Annotated in this window: 16 protein-coding genes and 2 tRNA genes; 1 reads left to right on the top strand and 17 read right to left on the bottom strand. The window is 44.7% G+C overall.

Annotated features, from left to right (window positions below; all coding sequences use genetic code 11):
- Positions 1–21: 21 nt before the first annotated feature.
- The 10 genes from nusA to rlmE form a co-directional block, all read right to left on the bottom strand.
- On the bottom strand, positions 22–1,521 hold the full coding sequence (nusA, locus tag ACVBIL_RS05320; RefSeq protein ID WP_447165952.1) for a transcription termination factor NusA: 1,500 nt from the start codon (positions 1,519–1,521) through the stop codon (positions 22–24).
- A 27-nt stretch (positions 1,522–1,548) separates the two neighbouring features.
- Positions 1,549–2,004 carry a ribosome maturation factor RimP gene (rimP, locus tag ACVBIL_RS05325; RefSeq protein WP_447165953.1) on the bottom strand — a complete coding sequence of 152 codons (456 nt, stop codon included), beginning with the start codon at positions 2,002–2,004 and terminating at the stop codon, positions 1,549–1,551.
- Between the two features lie 159 nt (positions 2,005–2,163).
- Positions 2,164–2,240, bottom strand: a tRNA-Met gene (locus ACVBIL_RS05330).
- Positions 2,241–2,343: 103 nt separating this feature from the next.
- A tRNA-Leu gene (locus tag ACVBIL_RS05335) sits at positions 2,344–2,430 on the bottom strand.
- A gap of 112 nt (positions 2,431–2,542) precedes the next feature.
- Entirely contained in the window at positions 2,543–2,878 is a 336-nt protein-coding gene (gene secG / locus ACVBIL_RS05340) for a preprotein translocase subunit SecG (protein WP_447165954.1), read from the bottom strand.
- Between the two features lies 1 nt (position 2,879).
- Positions 2,880–3,662 carry a triose-phosphate isomerase gene (tpiA, locus tag ACVBIL_RS05345; RefSeq protein WP_447165955.1) on the bottom strand — a complete coding sequence of 261 codons (783 nt, stop codon included), beginning with the start codon at positions 3,660–3,662 and terminating at the stop codon, positions 2,880–2,882.
- A 197-nt stretch (positions 3,663–3,859) separates the two neighbouring features.
- Positions 3,860–5,197: a phosphoglucosamine mutase gene (gene glmM, locus ACVBIL_RS05350; RefSeq protein WP_447165956.1), complete on the bottom strand. Its 1,338-nt coding sequence runs from the start codon at positions 5,195–5,197 to the stop codon at positions 3,860–3,862.
- A 97-nt stretch (positions 5,198–5,294) separates the two neighbouring features.
- Complete coding sequence (folP, locus tag ACVBIL_RS05355) at positions 5,295–6,083, bottom strand: dihydropteroate synthase (protein ID WP_447165983.1); 789 nt, start codon at positions 6,081–6,083, stop codon at positions 5,295–5,297.
- 112 nt (positions 6,084–6,195) lie between these two features.
- Positions 6,196–8,148: an ATP-dependent zinc metalloprotease FtsH gene (ftsH, locus tag ACVBIL_RS05360; protein ID WP_447165957.1), complete on the bottom strand. Its 1,953-nt coding sequence runs from the start codon at positions 8,146–8,148 to the stop codon at positions 6,196–6,198.
- A gap of 60 nt (positions 8,149–8,208) precedes the next feature.
- Positions 8,209–8,838: a 23S rRNA (uridine(2552)-2'-O)-methyltransferase RlmE gene (rlmE, locus tag ACVBIL_RS05365; RefSeq protein WP_447165958.1), complete on the bottom strand. Its 630-nt coding sequence runs from the start codon at positions 8,836–8,838 to the stop codon at positions 8,209–8,211.
- A 93-nt stretch (positions 8,839–8,931) separates the two neighbouring features.
- On the opposite strand from rlmE, the gene yhbY reads away from it, so the two are divergent.
- Positions 8,932–9,231 (top strand): ribosome assembly RNA-binding protein YhbY, encoded by a 300-nt coding sequence (yhbY, locus tag ACVBIL_RS05370; protein ID WP_447165959.1) that lies wholly within the window; start codon positions 8,932–8,934, stop codon positions 9,229–9,231.
- 87 nt (positions 9,232–9,318) lie between these two features.
- Here the strand turns inward: yhbY and secF are convergent, their stop codons facing one another.
- The 7 genes from secF to dapB all read right to left on the bottom strand — a co-directional run bounded on the left by secF (position 9,319) and on the right by dapB (position 19,295).
- A complete protein-coding gene (gene secF, locus ACVBIL_RS05375; protein WP_447165960.1) occupies positions 9,319–10,227 on the bottom strand; it encodes a protein translocase subunit SecF in 909 nt (302 codons plus the stop codon).
- Between the two features lies 1 nt (position 10,228).
- Positions 10,229–12,043, bottom strand: a complete 1,815-nt coding sequence (secD, locus tag ACVBIL_RS05380; RefSeq protein ID WP_447165961.1) for a protein translocase subunit SecD — start codon at positions 12,041–12,043, stop codon at positions 10,229–10,231.
- 370 nt (positions 12,044–12,413) lie between these two features.
- On the bottom strand, positions 12,414–12,869 hold the full coding sequence (locus tag ACVBIL_RS05385; protein WP_447165962.1) for a hypothetical protein: 456 nt from the start codon (positions 12,867–12,869) through the stop codon (positions 12,414–12,416).
- 214 nt (positions 12,870–13,083) lie between these two features.
- Positions 13,084–13,560 (bottom strand): transcription elongation factor GreA, encoded by a 477-nt coding sequence (greA, locus tag ACVBIL_RS05390; protein ID WP_447165963.1) that lies wholly within the window; start codon positions 13,558–13,560, stop codon positions 13,084–13,086.
- A 323-nt stretch (positions 13,561–13,883) separates the two neighbouring features.
- On the bottom strand, positions 13,884–17,105 hold the full coding sequence (carB, locus tag ACVBIL_RS05395) for a carbamoyl-phosphate synthase large subunit (protein WP_447165964.1): 3,222 nt from the start codon (positions 17,103–17,105) through the stop codon (positions 13,884–13,886).
- Positions 17,106–17,133: 28 nt separating this feature from the next.
- A complete protein-coding gene (carA, locus tag ACVBIL_RS05400) occupies positions 17,134–18,279 on the bottom strand; it encodes a glutamine-hydrolyzing carbamoyl-phosphate synthase small subunit (RefSeq protein WP_447165965.1) in 1,146 nt (381 codons plus the stop codon).
- 200 nt (positions 18,280–18,479) lie between these two features.
- The gene (gene dapB, locus ACVBIL_RS05405; protein ID WP_447165966.1) at positions 18,480–19,295 is read right to left on the bottom strand and encodes a 4-hydroxy-tetrahydrodipicolinate reductase; all 816 of its coding nucleotides are present in this window, start codon (positions 19,293–19,295) and stop codon (positions 18,480–18,482) included.
- Positions 19,296–19,357 lie beyond the last annotated feature (62 nt).

Here is a 19,357-nt window from a genome sequence, read left to right on the forward strand (position 1 = left end):
AACTCCCCTCTGCTGATCGACTTATGCTTCTTCGCCAAACCAACAGATATTACGGGCAGCCATAATTAGCTCGCCTGCTTTTTCTTCTGTTAATTCTTCAATTTCGATCAAATCATCAATGCCTTGTTCGGCTAAATCTTCAAGCGTAATTACGCCTTTGCTTGCCATTACGAATGCCAAGTGTCTATCCAAACCTTCTAGTGCAAGAAGATCTTCACTTGGTTCAGCACCGTCAAGTGCCTCCTCAGTCGCAAGTGCACGAGTAGAGATCGCCGCTTTTGCGCGCTCTCTTAATGACTCAACGATATCTTCGTCAAATCCATCAATTTCTAGTAACTCTGACGCTGGTACATAGGCAATCTCTTCTAAAGAAGTGAAACCTTCGTCAGATAGTACTTGTGCAAACCCTTCATCAACCTCTAATGCTTGAATGAATAAATTTACAATTTTAGCACTTTCAGCTTGATGCTTAGCTTTCATGTCAGCAACAGTCATCACGTTTAGTTCCCAACCCGAAAGTTGAGTCGCTAGACGAATATTTTGACCATTACGACCGATAGCTTGCGCTAGGCTATCCGCTTCAACAGCGATATCCATAGAGTGGTTATCTTCATCAACGATGATTGATGCCACATCAGCTGGTGCCATACAGTTAATAACGTACTGTGCTGGGTTATCGTCCCAAAGCACGATGTCGACACGCTCACCGCCAAGCTCGTTAGATACGGCTTGAACACGTGCGCCACGCATACCAACACACGCACCGATAGGATCGATACGACGGTCGTTAGACTTAACGGCAATCTTAGCGCGAGAACCTGGATCACGGGCAGCGCCCATGATTTCAATCATCTCATCAGCAATTTCAGGTACTTCAACACGGAATAGCTCGATAAGCATATCTGGCTTAGTACGTGTTAAGAATAACTGCGCGCCACGCGCTTCTGGACGTACAGAGTAAAGCAATGCACGAACGCGGTCACCTGGGCGGAATGATTCACGAGAAATCAAATCTTCTCTGAACAATACGCCGTCAGCGTTATTACCAAGATCGACAACCACACTTTCGCGGTTGCTCTTTTTAACAACACCAACAATCAGCTCACCTTCGCGATCACGGAACTGATCAACGATTTGTGCGCGTTCAGCTTCACGTACTTTTTGTACGATCACTTGCTTAGCCGTTTGCGTGGTAATACGGTCAAAAGCAACAGAGTCAATTTCATCTTCAATATAGCCACCAAGCTCTATTTCAGGTTCTTCGTACTGTGCAGCTTCTAGCGTAATTTCACGGAAAGGGAATTCTAATGGTACACCCTGGTCTTCAACTACCATCCAACGACGGAAAGTTTCATAAGCACCGGTCTTACGATCGATAGCGACACGAACTTCAATGTCACCTTCGTATTTTTTCTTGGTTGCTGTGGCTAGTGCAATTTCCAGCGCTTCAAAAATCTTTTCGCGCGGTACACCCTTTTCGTTTGAAACCGCCTCAGCGACTAGCAGAATCTCTTTATTCATTATCTTGCCTCGTTCACCTTGAATTCATCAAAACTTAGCGATTACGTTGCCTTTGCGGATATTATCCAAAGCAACGATAAGTTCGTTCCCATCTACTGACAGAGTAAGCATTTGCCCTTCAACGCCAGTAACGGTGCCTTTTAAATTACGACTGCCCGCTACAGGCATCGTTAATTGTACTTTTACAGTCTCACCGATGTAGGCCTGGTACTGCTCTGCAGTAAACAAAGGTCTATCTACACCAGGAGAAGAAACTTCTAATGTGTACTCAGATGAAATTGGATCTTCAACGTCCATTACAGCACTGACTTGGCGGCTTGCTTCGGCGCAATCTTCAATGAAGATGCCTTTTTCGTTGTCTATATATAGACGCAAGATAGAATGCTTACCTGCTTGAATATATTCCAAACCCCAAAGCTTGTGGCCTAATGCTTCAACTGGCGCTTTGAGCATCTCTACCAGTTTGCGTTCTAATGTAGCCAAGGTTACCCCCAGAAAAACAAAAAAGGGCCTAATAGCCCCAGTACACGTCACAGAAAGTGACCGTTTTATAAGTTCCAGATAACAAAAAACCCCGTAATGACGAGGTTGAAATATCCAGAACCTGTAACAGTATAGAAATAAATTTCCTTACTGGGAAGCTGGTTGCGGGGGCCGGATTTGAACCGACGACCTTCGGGTTATGAGCCCGACGAGCTACCATACTGCTCCACCCCGCGACAACTTGTGCAAGTATATTGAGAATTCTCTCCACTTGCAATAATAAAGCACGTTTAAAGCACTTTATTATCTTCAAGTTCGTCGTTAACGAACTCAAAGATTTGGTGCGGATGGGGGGACTTGAACCCCCACGAGCTTTCGCTCACCAGCCCCTCAAGCTGGCGTGTCTACCAATTCCACCACATCCGCATAAATCGTTACATTTGACTGTCTTTTTGTTTGCTACATTGAGAGGGGTAGCAATCTAACAGTCGGTACCAATCAACTAAGGATTAATACCATTCATAAAGTATCTTATGAATTAGTCAGGGATTTTATCTTCTGACTTTTCAGCTTCTTGCTGAACTTGCTCTACAACTTGCGCTGCGTCACTTCCTAAATCGTCCCATGCACCTTCAGCTTTAGTGTGATTTGCACTTAAGTTACCGATAGTAAGACTTAATGCAAAAAACGCGACTGCCAAAATTGCAGTTGAACGAGTCAAAAAGTTACCAGAACCAGATGAACCGAACAAAGTACCTGAAGCACCGGCGCCAAACGAAGCACCCATGTCAGCACCTTTACCTTGCTGGATAAGGATAAGCCCAACTAGACCAATCGAAACCAACAAGTATATAACCATTAGAACTTCATACATATTATGCGCTCATCGCTATCGTACATAAACTGAGGAATTCAGTAGCATTGAGGCTTACACCGCCAATCAATCCACCGTCTACATCAGGTTGAGCAAACAAGTCTGCTGCATTACTCGGTGTTACGCTACCACCGTACAAAATCCTGATATTTTCTCCGATAAATGGAGATACTTCAGAGAGGCGTTTGCGAATAAACGCATGAACTTCTTGAGCCTGCTCTGGCGTAGCGCTCTTACCCGTTCCTACTGCCCATAATGGCTCATAGGCGATAATCGCGTTATCAAAAGCCATGGTGCCATTTTTTTCAATGACGATATCTAACTCTTCAGCAATCACTTCAAAAGTGCGTCTTGCTTCACGAGCGGGACCTGACTCACCAACACATAATATTGGCGTCAAACCATGTTTTTGTGCTGCAGCAAATTTCTCTGCTACTATATTACTCGTCTCTCCGTACATACGGCGACGTTCTGAATGCCCGATAATAACATATCGACATCCTGAATCTTTTAACATCTGACCAGATATTTCACCAGTATAAGCGCCAAAGTCATGTTGACTTACATTCTGCGCACCCATTCTGACCAAACAACCATTTAAGGCTTCTTTGTTTTCATCTAGTAGCTGTCGAACACTTTCTAAGTAAATAGAAGGTGGACACAATACCACTTCCGCTGAATCATCTTGGAGCTTGGTAGCGAATTTTTTGAAAAGCTCTTGCGCCAATTGCGCACTGCCGTTCATTTTCCAATTACCAGCCACCATAGGACGTCTAAGTGCCATTACAGTCTCCTTTGAAAGCGGCGTGAATCATAGCGAACCACTTGTTAAGTTACAATACCTAAAGTCGTTATTTTTCAAAATCGCGGCGAGTATGCGTATTTTTTACGCTACCAAGAAGCTGCCCGTACAATTAACGACAGCTTTGCCGTAAATTTAATCGCAGCCACCAGCAGATGGCTTTAATATTCCACCTTTTACTAAACTAAATTACGTACAGCATCAGCAATATAGTTAGCATATTCCGTGACCGCTTGTTGCTCATCACCTTCAACCATTACCCGCAGTAACGGCTCAGTTCCTGACTTACGCAATAACACTCGACCACGAGCACCAAGCTTTTGCTCCACTTCAGCTTGTGCCGCTAAAACGATTTCAGACGCTAATGGGTCGTTGTCGCCCTCAAAACGCACATTAACTAATACTTGTGGCAGCATGGTGATATTTGCTGTCAGCTCTTCCAAACTGGCATTTTGACGCTGCATAGCGGCAAGAACTAAAATACCGGCAACGATACCGTCACCCGTTGTACCGTGATCAAGGTTTAAAATATGACCTGAGTTTTCACCACCAATACGCCAGTCATGCTCTTTTAACAGCTCCATCACATAGCGGTCGCCCACTTTAGAGCGCACAAACGGAATATTAAGCGCTTGAAGTGCCAGATCTAACCCTAGGTTAGACATCAAAGTCCCAACTACACCACCGCGAAGCACACCACGTTTTTGCGCATCACAAGCTAAAATATAGAGGATTTCATCGCCATCAATAACACGGCCATGACGATTCACCATCATGATACGGTCACCATCACCATCAAGAGCAATACCTAAGTCAGCATTCTCGGCCAATACAGTTTCACAAATCTTAGCCATAGAGGTAGCACCAACGTTATCGTTGATATTCAGACCATTTGGCTTATCACCTATCGCGATAACTTCAGCGCCTAGCTCTCTAAACACACTTGGGGCGATATGGTAAGTTGCGCCATGAGCACAGTCGACCACAATCTTAAGGCCGCTTAATGTCTGCTCGGCAGGAAAGTGGCTTTTGCAATACTCGATATAACGCCCAGCAGCGTCATCAATACGGACAACTTTACCGAGTAAATGAGACTCGACACAGGTCAATGGCTTTTCTAGTTCAGCTTCAATCTCTAGCTCAACCGCGTCATCAAGTTTACTGCCATCGGTATAAAAGAATTTAATGCCATTATCGTAATATGGGTTATGTGACGCACTGATCACAATACCTGCCTCAGCACGGAATGTTCGAGTTAGGTAGGCTACAGCAGGCGTTGGCATAGGACCTATCAACATAACATCAAGACCCGCGGCAGAAAGGCCGGCTTCTAATGCAGATTCAAATAGGTAACCCGAAATACGCGTATCTTTACCGATAATCACTTTATGCGTACCTGAACGAGATAACACCCGCCCAGCCGCCCAACCTAATTTAAGCGCTAATTCAGGGGTCATTTTACCCGCGCCGACTTTACCGCGAATACCGTCTGTTCCGAAAAATTGTCTTTGCTTCACATTAACTCCAAACTCAATCACAAGGTAGAAATGGATTAATCGATTCTACCTCTACAATACTGACCCTAGCTGAACACCTGGCATGAAAAGCCCATTATTAAGCTAAAGCGTTATAATTCTTTGTGGCTTGTAGAACAGCGAGCATATCGCTGGTCTCTTGCACATCGTGCACGCGCAAAATCTTCGCGCCAGCTTGAACTGCCAACATATTACCAGCAAGGGTGCCACTTAATCTTTGTGATACCTCACGTCCGAGTAACTGTCCGAACATACTCTTACGCGACAAACCTGCCAGGATAGGCAAGCCAAAGGGTAAAAATTCAGCCATACGATTTAGCAGCTCATAATTATGTGCAAGGGTTTTACCAAAACCAAAGCCAGGATCGAGCACAATATGCTCACGCTTTATTCCTGCTGCAATACACTTATCGACTCGCTCAGTAAAGAACTGAGTAATATCGCTAATGATATCCTCATATTGAGGTGCATCCTGCATCGTCCTAGGCTGCCCCTGCATATGCATTAAGCAAACCGGTACGTTTAATTTTGCCGCTGTTGTTAACGCATCGGCCTCTTGCAACGCTCTAACGTCATTAATCAAATGCGCGCCTGCATCTACTGCGGCCTTCATCACTTGCGCTTTGCTGGTGTCAATCGAGATCCACACATCATGGTTTCGGCTAACATAATCGATTAGAGGGATGACCCGTTCGAGTTCATGCTCTGCTGATACGTCTTTTGCACCAGGACGTGTTGACTCACCGCCAATATCAATAATTTTTGCGCCGTTAGCCACCATAAAGTCGGCTTGTCTGCGGGCGGTTTCAATCGATGAGTATTCGCCTCCATCAGAAAATGAGTCCGGCGTGACATTGAGGATCCCCATTACAACTGGAGAACTTAAATCTAGAGATGCATTACCACTGGTTAATTTAGACAAAATAAAGTTCCGTAAACAAGAAAACCCCTAGAAGGGGTTTTCTTTATCTAACTAAAGATTACTTAGCGGGTGATTCGTCAGCATCACTGACATCAGGCTTATCTTCTTTAGCTTCCTTGATCTCTTCTTTCTTTTCAGATGAAGCGTCATTGCTATCGTTATCATTTGACTGCAGATCTTTTTCCCACTCAGCAGGCATACGCACTTCACGACGAGCCATCAAATCACTAATTTGATTCGAATCAATCGTTTCATACTTCATCAACGCATCTTTCATTGAGTGAAGAATGTCCATATTTTCAGTTAAGAAAGTATGAGCACGTTGGTAGTTAGCATCAATCAACATTTTGACTTCGGCATCAATAATACGCGCAGTATCATCAGACATATGCTGTGATTTACCCATACTACGGCCTAAGAACACTTCGTTTTCATCTTCAGCGTAAAGCACTGGGCCTAGCTTTTCAGAGAAGCCCCACTGAGTCACCATGTTACGCGCAATAGACGTTGCATACTTAATGTCTTGCGATGCACCAGTAGAGACTTTTTCGCTACCGTAGATAATGTCTTCTGCAATACGTCCACCGTAAGCCACTGAGATTTGACTCTCTAGTTTACGACGGCTTTGGCTAATCGCATCAGCTTCTGGCAAGAAGAAGGTCACACCTAGTGCGCGGCCACGTGGAATGATAGTGACCTTATGCACAGGATCGTGCTCAGGCACTAAACAGCCCACAATAGCATGGCCCGCTTCATGATAAGCGGTCATCTCTTTCTCTTCTTCTGACATCACCATGGTGCGGCGCTCAGCACCCATCATGATTTTGTCTTTTGCGCTTTCGAACTCTTCCATACCGACTACGCGGCGGCTGTTACGAGCAGCGAACAATGCCGCTTCGTTAACAAGGTTCGCAAGATCCGCACCAGAGAAACCCGGTGTACCACGTGCGATAACACTGGCTTTAACACCGTCAGCTAAAGGCACTTTGCGCATATGAACTTTAAGAATTTGTTCACGGCCGCGTACATCAGGCAGACCCACAACGACTTGACGGTCAAAACGACCTGGTCGTAGTAACGCCGCATCTAATACGTCTGGACGGTTAGTTGCTGCGATAACAATCACACCTTCGTTACCTTCGAAGCCATCCATTTCAACCAGCATTTGGTTCAATGTTTGCTCACGCTCATCATGACCACCACCAACACCGGCACCACGTTGGCGACCAACAGCATCGATTTCATCGATAAAGATGATACAAGGAGATGATTTCTTAGCTTGTTCAAACATGTCGCGCACACGAGATGCACCGACACCGACAAACATTTCTACGAAATCAGAACCTGAAATAGTAAAGAATGGCACTTTCGCTTCACCAGCAATAGCTTTGGCGATTAGTGTTTTACCTGTACCTGGCGGGCCAACTAACAACACACCTGTAGGAATTCGACCACCTAATTTCTGGAAGCGCGTTGGCTCTTTTAGGTAATCAACCAATTCTTTAACGTCTTCTTTTGCTTCGTCACAACCCGCAACGTCAGCAAAAGTCGTTTTAATTTGGTCTTCGCTCATCAATTTGGCTTTACTCTTACCAAATGACATCGCGCCTTTACCGCCACCACCTTGCATCTGACGCATGAAGAAAATCCACACACCGATAAGCAGAAGCATAGGGAACCAAGAGATAAAGATCTGAGTTAGGAATCCTGACTCTTCAGCTTCCTCACCCTTGAATGTAATACCCTTGCGGTTTAATTCGTTAATTAGATCTAAGTCTGGTAACGGCATAACAGTGACAAACTTTTCACCAGTACGCGTTGTTCCCTCAATAGTACGTTGGTCGCTTTTAACCGTTGCAGTATTGACTTGCCCATCTTTAACGTTATCTAAAAATGTTGAATAATCCATCTTCTGCTTTGTCGAAGAAGAGGGGGAATAGCCCTGAAAAACTGACATCAGCACAACGGCGATGACAACCCAGAGAATTAAATTTTTTGCCATGTCACTCAAATTACTCGACCTCTTTTAAAGTCTTTCGAAAACTAATGTTAGAGTACTTACGATAGATTACTACAACTTGTACCCTGTCGCCACAAGATAGACTTCACGCGAACGCGGGCGCGAAGAATCTGGCTTACGTGTTTTAACCGTTTTGAACGCCTCTTTAACCGATTTCATGTAGTCATCAAAGCCCTCCCCCTGAAAGACTTTAACTGCAAAACAACCGTTAGGTGCCAATACTTGATGACACATATCCAACGCAAGTTCTACTAAATACATGGCTCTTGGTTGATCAACGCCACCTGTACCACTCATATTCGGTGCCATATCTGATAGCACCACATCAACCTTGGCATCGCCCACTCGGGTCAGCAATGCATCCAGTACTTTTTCTTCGCGAAAATCACCCTGTAGGAAATCAACACCGACGATGGGATCCATAGGTAAAATATCACAAGCGATAACTTTACCTCGGTCTCCAGCCAATTTAACAGCAACTTGAGACCAACCACCAGGCGCAGCCCCTAAATCCACTACCGTCATTCCAGGTCGAATGAGTTTATCTTTTTCTTGGATCTCTTCAATCTTAAAAGCCGCACGCGACCTAAAACCACGCTTCTGCGCTAGTTTGACATAATGATCGTCGAAATGTTCCTGCATCCAGCGATTAGAGCTAGCTGTTCGTTTTTTTCCTGACATTTAAAATCCGCAACAAAATTGAGAGTTACACAAAGCCTATATAAGGGTAGAATAGCGGGTTTTCAACAGTAACTCAGCATAAAGTTGGTATAAATGAACTTAACAACCAAACAAAAACAGCACTTAAAGGGCTTAGCGCATAGTCTCAAGCCTGTAGTGATGCTTGGTGGCAACGGTCTGACTGAGGGAGTATTGGCTGAAATTGATAATGCACTTTCTCATCATGAATTGATTAAAGTGAAAGTAGCCTCTGGTGACAGAGAGCTTAAAAGCGCTATCGTAGATGCCATTGTACGTGAAACCAAAGCTGAAAAAATACAGCTTATCGGTCACGTTTTAGTACTGTTCCGTCAGTCTGAAGAAATGAAAGTTGCTGTGCCTAAGGCAAAGTAATTAACAAAGGCGGCTTCATTAATATGAAAGCCTTTGTAAGATAAATAAAAAGAGCCGCTGATTATTCAGCGGCTTTTTTTATGCCAATTATGGTGTATCGCTTATAGGCTCGACTTTATAGTGCTCTGCACTCACCTTTAAATACTCTGGTAAACAAGTACCTACCGACACAGACGAAACCGTTCCAATCATGATCCCAAGAAACATCGCAATCGAAAATCCTTGCAGAGGTACCCCTCCCATCACCCATAAAGCAGCAACAGTAAATAGAGTGGTACCACTGGTGACCATGGTGCGCGAGAACGTTGCTTTAACTGCGCTACTACACACTTCATCTACCGCCATCTTAGGCTTGGCAATTAATACCTCTCTGACCCGGTCAGCAATCACAATAGAGTCATTTAAGGAGTAACCTAAAATAGCCAGTATCGCGGCCAAAATCGTCAAGTTGAATTCCATCTGAGTTAATGAGAAAAATGCCAATACAAAAATGACATCGTGAAACAGTGCCAATAAAGCTCCACTGGCAAGACGCCACTCAAAGCGAAAACTCAGATAAGCCAAAATACATAACATAGCCGCCAGCAACGCCAAGCCGCCCTGCTCTGCTAGCTCTTGACCAACTTGCGGCCCGACAATGCTTGAGTTAAGCACTTCAACATTATCGGTCAACGGCGCTAATACCCTTGTTATATCATGCGCGCCCGCATTATCTATTTTTGCGTAACGCAAAATCCAGCGACCTGGCTCACCCGCTGAAATAACGCTGACCTCTTGCTCAGAGGTTTGCGCTAATAACGCGCTAATCTGTGTGGCTTTTATATCTTTATCGAGTTTAACTTCAGTGACGATACCCCCGGTAAAATCCAGTCCCCAATTAAAGCCATTGGCTAAAATAATGCCTATTGATGACAGCATAATCAGCACAGAGAATACACTTGATAGGTAACGTGCTTTGGTTAATTTGCTTAGCTTATTTAAATGATTAAGTTCCATATTACACCTTCACGTTACGACTAAAATTACGACCATATGCCCAGTTAACTAATGCTCTAGATGCAAAAATTCCGGTAAACATACTGGTTAGCAGACCTAACCCAAGGGTTAATGCAAAGCCTTGGATAGGTCCATTGCCTATGGCATAAAGCACGACTGCGGTGATCATCGTGGTGAAGTTGGCATCGACAATAGTTGAAAAGGCACTATCAAAACCTCTATCAATGGCATGTGCAAAGCTCCTCCCCTCCTTTAACTTATCCTTAATGCGCTCAAAAATTAGCACATTCGTGTCAACAGCCATACCGACCGTTAGCACCAAACCTGCTATGCCCGGCAAAGTTAATACCGCGCCTGGGATCAGTGCCATTAAGCCGAAAAGTAGGATCATGTTAGCCATAAGAGCCACGTTGGCTATCCAGCCTAAACGGCGGTACCAAAGGCCCATAAACAACAAGGTCACCGCCATACCTAAAGCAAGCGCAGAGAAACCGTTAGTGATGTTTTCCTCGCCTAAGCTTGGACCAATAGTCCGTTCTTCAACGATAGTTACAGGCGCTGTCATCGAGCCCGCTCGAAGTAACAAAGCAAGCTGCTGTGCACTGGCATAATCCCTAGAGCCTGTTACGCTAAATCGGTCTCCCAGCTGAGACTGAATCGTTGCAACGCTAATCACTTCAGTGGTTTGTCTAATTTGTCCGTTATCACCACGGCTATACTCGCTGTATGAGGTCGCCATCGGTTTACCGATATTGTCACGAGAAAAGGCTGACATGATTTTGCCGCCTTCTCGGTCAAGATGAATAACCACTTCAGGCTGGCCCATCTCTCCAAGTGTCGCTCTTGCGTCGACAATATGCTCACCGCTCAATACCGCTCGTCTGGCAACATAAACGGGTGCGCCCTGTTCATCTTTCAATACCTTGGCATTAACAGAGCCCTGCTGCTTAACCTGATAGAAGGCTAAGCTTGCGGTTGCGCCGATCACCGACTTTGCGGCAGCTGGATCTTGTACACCGGGAAGCTCGATGCGAATTCGGTGCTCACCTTGACGCTGCACAACGGCCTCGCTGATCCCAAGTTGCTCAATACGACTGCGCATAATCTGCAAGTTTTGCTTTACGGTAAGGTCACGGATATTCACTTTTTCAGTTTCTGACAGATCAGCATTCAGCGCTTGCTCACCAGAATTTGAGACTTGCCAATTAGGATATTGCGTATTGATAAACCCTCTAACTGCGGCTCTTTGCGCTAAGTCTGTGGTTGCAATACTCACATTCCCGTCAGCCTGCTGCTGAATCGTGACGCCATATAACGACTGTTCACGCGCAAATTGCCTAACGGACTCAATGAAGGTGTTGGAGTGCAGCTTATAGACGGGCTCAATTTCAACATCCAGTAGAAATTGCACCCCACCTCGCAGATCTAGTCCCAATTTAATCGGCGTAAAACCGAGTGATAATAACCAGTTGGGCGCCGCTGGAGCTAAAGTCAGGGTGATCTTTGAAGGATCGTTTACCTGGCTTGCAAGCAAGGACTTAAGCTGGCTCTGTTGTGAATTGTCGTCCAGCACAATCAAGGTTTGGCCTTTAGCTTCATCGATACGCTTAACGCTGACACCTTGGGCTACGAGCAGCTGATGTAATTCCAAAGGGTTTACTTTCAATCCAGCCTCATCGCTGACCTGCACCGCGGCATCTTCACCAAAAAAGGTAGGCAATGCACTTAATAACATGATGCTGATGGTGACGACTAACACTATGTATTTCCAGGCTGCATAATGGTTCAAAATTGCTGATTTTTTCTGTTCTCTCATATTTTTGCTCTTTAAATTCACTAAAAGTGTGATAGCAACTCACCCTTATCCAAAGCTCACAACAGTGAAATCGGACTTATTACCAAGAGACGAATCCCAGAAGGACTCATGCCTAAGAATATTGGTACCTAAGAATATTGGGCGAGTATGCTTTAGAGCTATCGAGGTAGACGTCAACCGTTTCAATCACATGCTTGTGACGGAAATAAGTAGGCGTGTATACGAATTTCACCATTAGCTGAATCGACAACAAAGTGAGTAAACACGTAATACGTCAATGCATCAGGGAAAAGTTAGTCGTAACTAACGCTGCCGCTCTCAATAGCTGTTTTAATACCAACCGATAACTAAGCCAAAAGGCTATCGGTCGTTAGCTTAAGGAGCGAGACTGAGAAAAACGATAGAGAAGATTAGACTCTTTCCACGCACAAAGTCGGTGAGAATGAGTTTTAATGTGCAGTGACCAGTCTACAGCTGGCGTAAAGTCCACACGATAACCAACGGTTAAAGAGGGCACTGCGGGGGAAAGAAATTCAAAAGCAAGCAGATAGTCTGGACGACTTTGCAGGGGAGCATGCTGAGAAAAACTGATAAAGCGCTGCGAAACAAGTGGCGCATATTCAGAGCCATCGTTGTCTGTTTGCTTAGCCTGCTTATCTTGAAGCTCTAAAGGAGTATTTTTAGGTAAGCCAGAGGATTGTGTGCTTGTCATATCTGCGAGCATATTCTTATGCGGTGCAGCCTTTATAAAGGTTATAACAGCCCCTGCAGATTCCACTGAGCACATATCATTACTTTGAACATTTTCAGATGCACTTGCAGACATAGGTGTGAGAAATAATCCCCCTATGAACAACAAGATGAAGCCGAATCGCCAAAATGACAGCACTAATTACCTATTTTAAGTCTATTTACTATGTTGAATATACTAAACGTAGCACAGCCTCGATACAAATGATTATTCACTGTTTTGGCGCTATCGGTAAATTCGTCACATAAAAAAACCGCTAAAAAGCGGTTTTTTCTATGCTAATTAAAAATTAGATATAGTCGACTTTAATGATCTCAAAATCAGTTGTGCCACCTGGCGTCACAATAGAGATTTCGTCATCTAAACTCTTCCCAATTAAGCCACGAGCAATAGGTGAGCTAACTGAAAGCAGATTTTCTTTAATATTAGCTTCGTCTTCACCTACAATGCGATAAGTCACTTCATCTTCAGTGTCTACGTTCAAAATAGTCACAGTAGAGCCAAAGATAACGCGGCCGTTATTATCCATTGTGGTCACGTCGATGATCTGCGCGTAAGACAGCTTACCTTCAATATCTCTAACGCGCGCTTCGCTTAATCCCTGCTCTTCACGGGCGGCATGATATTCAGCGTTTTCTTTCAAATCGCCAAGCTCACGGGCTTCACCAATTGCAGCGGCAATTAGCGGACGGCGTTCAAACTTGAGAAAATCTAACTCTTTACGCAGTCTTGCAGCACCGACTATGGTCATTGGAACCGTACTCATAAGCTCTTTCGTCTCCTTTAAAACAAAAGCATGCCCCACTGAGTGATACATCAGCGAGGTTAAATCGGGGAATTGCGTTATTGTAAACGCTCAGGGCAATCGATGCACTCTAATCTATACTTGCTCGCGATCTAGCTATCATTCAAGCCGTATAAACAGCCTCTATATAAAATTAAATCACGACTTAAGACCGTAGAGCTTACTCAACCTTTGCCAAACTTGCTAGCAGTGACAGATAAATATTTATTTATCTCGGCATACCCTATCTAAAAATCAAGCCATAAAAAAGGCCGCTGTAAGCGGCCTTGTTTTTTTAGCTTAGCTTATTTGGTAATACGCTTATGTAGCTCTTGCACTGATGTAACATTCGAGCGGTCATCCGCTGAATGTGCCATACAAGTTGCAAATGCCGCATTCAGGGTCGTTGTGTAGTTCACTTTGTAACGCAGTGCACCACGACGAAGTTGACGTGAGTCTTCAATCGCCTTACGACCTTCTGTTGTATTAACAATATAGGTGTACTCACCGTTCTTGATACGGTCAAGAATGTGTGGACGGCCTTCATGTACCTTGTTCACTAGACGTGGGTTAATACCCGCTTCGCCTAAGATCACTGCTGTACCGTGCGTCGCGTCAATCTGATAACCCAGTGCGATTAATTGCGCGGCTAAATCAGCAACACGTGCTTTATCGCTGTTACGTACCGACAATAGTGCGCGCCCAGACTTAGGAACTTCAGATGTCGCACCTAACTGCGCTTTAGCATAAGCTTCAGCAAAAGTGTCACCCACACCCATAACTTCGCCCGTTGAGCGCATTTCAGGGCCAAGCAGAGGGTCTACACCTGGGAACTTGTTAAACGGTAATACCACTTCTTTTACAGAGAAGAATGGCGGAATAACTTCCTTAGTGAAGTTCTGTGACTTAAGGCTTTGACCCGCCATAACGCGCGCTGCAATCTTAGCTAATGGCACGCCAGTCGCTTTTGATACAAATGGCACGGTACGTGCTGCACGAGGGTTAACTTCGATCATGTAGATCTCGTTATCCTTCACCGCAAACTGTACGTTCATTAGGCCAATTACGCCAAGCTCCATTGCCAGCTTACCCACCTGCTCTCGCATGCGATCTTGAATTTCTTCGCTTAAGCTATATGGCGGCAATGAGCAACCAGAGTCACCTGAGTGAACACCGGCTTCCTCGATATGCTCCATGATAGAACCGATAACAACAGTTTCACCATCACAAATTGCGTCAATATCGATTTCAATTGCGTTGTCTAGGAAACGGTCAAGTAGCACTGGTGATGCATTTGATACGCTTACCGCTTCATTAAAGTAGCGACGTAAGTCTTGCTCGTCATAAACGATTTCCATAGCACGACCACCTAAAACATAAGATGGACGAACCACTAACGGATAACCGATACGCTCAGCAGAAATTACCGCACCTTCAACAGTGGTTACCGTATCGTTTTCTGGTTGCATCATGCCTAAACGTTGAATCGCTTGCTGGAAACGCTCACGGTCTTCAGCGCGGTCAATCGCATCTGGGCTTGTACCAATAATCGGTACGCCAGCAGCCTCTAGATCGCGTGCTAATTTAAGGGGGGTTTGACCACCGTACTGTACGATAACGCCTTTTGGCTTCTCGATACGTACGATTTCAAGCACATCTTCAAAGGTTATTGACTCAAAGTACAGACGATCTGAAGTGTCGTAGTCGGTAGAAACCGTTTCAGGGTTACAGTTAACCATGATGGTTTCAAAGCCGTCTTCACGTAGCGCTAACGCCGCGTGTACACAACAATAATCAAACTCAATACCTTGACCAATACGGTTTGGACCACCACCTAAAATCATGATCTTGTCACGATTTGATGGATTCGCTTCACACTCGTCTTCATAAGTTGAGTACATGTAAGCGGTATCAGTTGCAAATTCTGCCGCGCAGGTATCAACACGCTTATAAACTGGATGAATTTCAAAACGCGTACGTAGCTTACGTACTTCTGTTTCGCTCACACCAGCAAGTGCTGCTAAACGTGAATCGGCAAAGCCTTTGCGCTTAAGGTTACGTAGAACATCTTTATTTAAACCAGCAAGACCGATTTCAGCCACTTGCGCTTCAGACTTAAGCAAGTCTTCAATCTGTACCAGGAACCAAGGGTCAATATTAGTTAAACCAAAGATATCATCGACCGAAAGACCCGCACGGAATGCATCAGCAATATACCAAATACGCTCTGCACCCGGTTCTTTTAGCTCATGACGAATGCGTGACATCGCATCCGAATCAGCTAAATCAATCTCTGGGCACAAACCATTTTTACCCACTTCAAGACCACGAAGGGCTTTTTGAAATGACTCTTGGAATGTACGACCAATCGCCATCACTTCACCCACAGACTTCATCTGTGTCGTTAGACGGTCATTAGAACCGGCAAACTTTTCAAAGTTAAAACGTGGGATTTTAGTCACAACGTAATCGATTGCAGGCTCAAATGATGCTGGAGTTGCACCACCAGTAATGTCGTTGCTTAGCTCATCAAGCGTAAAACCAACCGCTAGTTTTGCTGCAATTTTAGCAATCGGGAAACCAGTTGCTTTTGATGCTAACGCCGATGAACGTGAAACACGTGGGTTCATCTCGATGATAACCATACGGCCATCTTTCGGGTTGATACCAAACTGTACGTTTGAACCACCGGTTTCAACACCAATTTCACGCAGTACAGCAAGCGATGCATTACGCATCAACTGATATTCTTTGTCAGTTAGTGTTTGCGCAGGTGCAACTGTAATAGAGTCACCCGTGTGCACGCCCATAGGGTCAAAGTTTTCGATTGCACAAACAATAATACAGTTATCGTTGCGGTCACGTACCACTTCCATCTCGTACTCTTTCCAACCAATCAAAGATTCGTCGATAAGCAGTTCACTAGTCGGTGATAGCTCAAGACCTTGAGAACAGATATCCTCAAACTCTTCTTTGTTATAAGCGATACCGCCGCCGCTGCCGCCCATGGTAAATGATGGACGAATAATACAAGGGAAGCCCAGTTCAGCAACAACGGCATTAGCTTCATCCATAGTGTGTGCGATACCGGCACGAGGACAATCCAGACCGATAGATTTCATTGCTTTATCGAAACGACTACGATCTTCAGCTTTATCAATCGCATCGGCTGTAGCGCCAATCATTTCAACATTGAATTCTTTTAGTACACCGCGGCTTTCGAGGTCTAGGGCACAGTTAAGTGCAGTCTGACCGCCCATGGTTGGCAAAATCGCATCAGGACGCTCTTTGGCAATAATGTTACGCACTACTTCCCAGTGAATGGGTTCGATGTAGGTCGCATCGGCCATTTCAGGATCAGTCATAATGGTTGCAGGGTTAGAGTTAACAAGAATTACTCGATAACCTTCTTCGCGTAAGGCTTTACAGGCTTGTGCGCCTGAGTAGTCAAACTCACAGGCTTGACCAATTACAATCGGTCCAGCCCCTAGGATAAGAATACTCTTTATATCTGTACGTTTTGGCATTGCTTAAATCTTCTCCCCGATGAGGTTACTACTTGGCGTGTTGACGGTACAAATCAATCAAATCGATGAAATGATTAAATAGTGGCGCCGCATCATTTGGTCCTGGACTTGCTTCTGGGTGTCCTTGAAAACTAAATGCAGGCTTATCTGTAAGGTGAATACCTTGCAGTGAACCATCGAATAGTGACTTGTGAGTCACTTTAATATTGGCTGGCAGCGTTGTTTCATCAGCAGCAAAACCGTGGTTTTGGCTGGTGATCATGACATTGCCTTGCTCAACATTGCTCACAGGGTGGTTAGCACCGTGATGGCCAAACTTCATTTTCAGTGTTTTTGCACCAGAGGCTAGCGCCAACAACTGATGACCTAAACAGATACCAAAAACTGGAATTTCAGTTTTTAAGATCTCTTTAATCGCCGTAATTGCATAATCACATGGTTCAGGATCACCTGGGCCATTTGATAGGAAAATCCCATCAGGATTCATTGCAAGTACTTCGCTCGCAGGAGTTTGCGCCGGTACAACCGTCACATCACAGCCACGGTCAACCAACATACGTAAAATGTTACGCTTTACACCGTAGTCGTAAGCCACAACTTTATATTTAAGCTCAGCTTCTGGGGTATCAGATGGCAAGCCGCCAACTAAACGCCAGCTACCACTGCGCCATGCATAAGTTTCATTGGTGGTGACTTCTTTAGCGAGATCCATGCCTTTAAGGCCTGGGAAGGCTTTAGCTGCAGCTAGCGCTTTAGCTTCATCTAAATCACCCACCATGATACAACCGGCTTGAGCGCCTTTTTCACGTAGGATACGAGTGAGTTTACGAGTATCGATATCAGCAATGCCAACAACGTTGTTAGCGATCAAATAATCGCTTAAAGATTGCTGATTACGAAAATTACTTGCGATTAACGGCAAGTCTCTAATGATAAGGCCACATGCATGAACAGAATCAGATTCTGTATCTTCATCATTGGTACCTGTATTACCAATATGTGGATAAGTGAGGGTTACCATTTGACGTGAATATGATGGATCAGTCAAAATTTCTTGGTAACCAGTCATTGAAGTGTTAAAAACGACTTCACCAACAGACATCCCTTCAGCACCAATTGCAGTGCCAGAAAAAATGGTTCCATCTTCAAGTACGAGTAGGGCAGACTTTGTCAACGCGACCTCCGGAAAGAGCCAAATCTTTGAAATTAATTGTTTTTTGTGTGTTTTTAAAATACCAACTTCCGCTACAATGCGAAATTTTGACAAATTCCGCAGATTTTATATGTAAAACAAAAACCTGTCTATAGCTTATATAAGTATTTTGTCAAAAATTTTTAAAGTAAAAAAAAACCGCTAATAGCGGTTTTAAATAATTATGCCTTCAAGCCTAAGACTTGCTGCATATCATAGAGCCCAGCTTTTTGCTCGACTAACCAGGTTGCTGCGCGCATAGCACCATTAGCAAAGGTCATTCGGCTTGAGGCTTTATGAGTAATTTCTAAACGTTCGCCCATATCGGCAAATAGCGCTGTGTGCTCACCGACAATATCGCCAGCACGCACAGTTGCAAAACCAATGGTGTCTCTAGCACGCTCACCGGTTATGCCTTCACGGCCGAAAACGGCACACTGTTCAAGATCACGGCCTAAGGTTTCAGCGATCACTTCGCCCATCTTAAGCGCGGTGCCTGACGGTGCATCTTTTTTAAAACGGTGGTGAGCTTCAATAATTTCGATATCGCTATATTGCCCCATCACTTCTGCGGCGACCTCAAGCAGTTTCCACATCAGATTGACGCCAACAGCCATATTCGGTGCCATCACAATTGGAATTTGATCCGCATAAGCTGAGATTTGCTCTTTTTGAGCATGATTGAACCCGGTGGTGCCGATTACGATTGCTTTGCCATTCTTAGCGCACCAGTCGGTATGCACCACACTGGCTTCAGGTGAAGTAAAATCAATAAGCACGTCAAAGTCATTGACCGCATTATCGAGAGAGTCGGTAATAGCAACGTTCATTGCACCAACACCTGCAAGCTCTCCAGCATCAACGCCCATAAGAGTTGAGCCGGCTCGTTCAATCGCCGCGCCTAACAAAATGATGTCATTTTGTTTGGCCGCCTCAATAAGAGTTCGCCCCATGCGGCCACTGCCGCCTGTTATTGCCACTCTTACTTGTTCAGTCATCTCAATTACTCCCTGCAAAAATGTCAAAAAAAAGCCTAAGTATTAACTTAGGCTGATTGTCT

Source organism: Shewanella sp. 125m-7 (genome assembly GCF_052977045.1).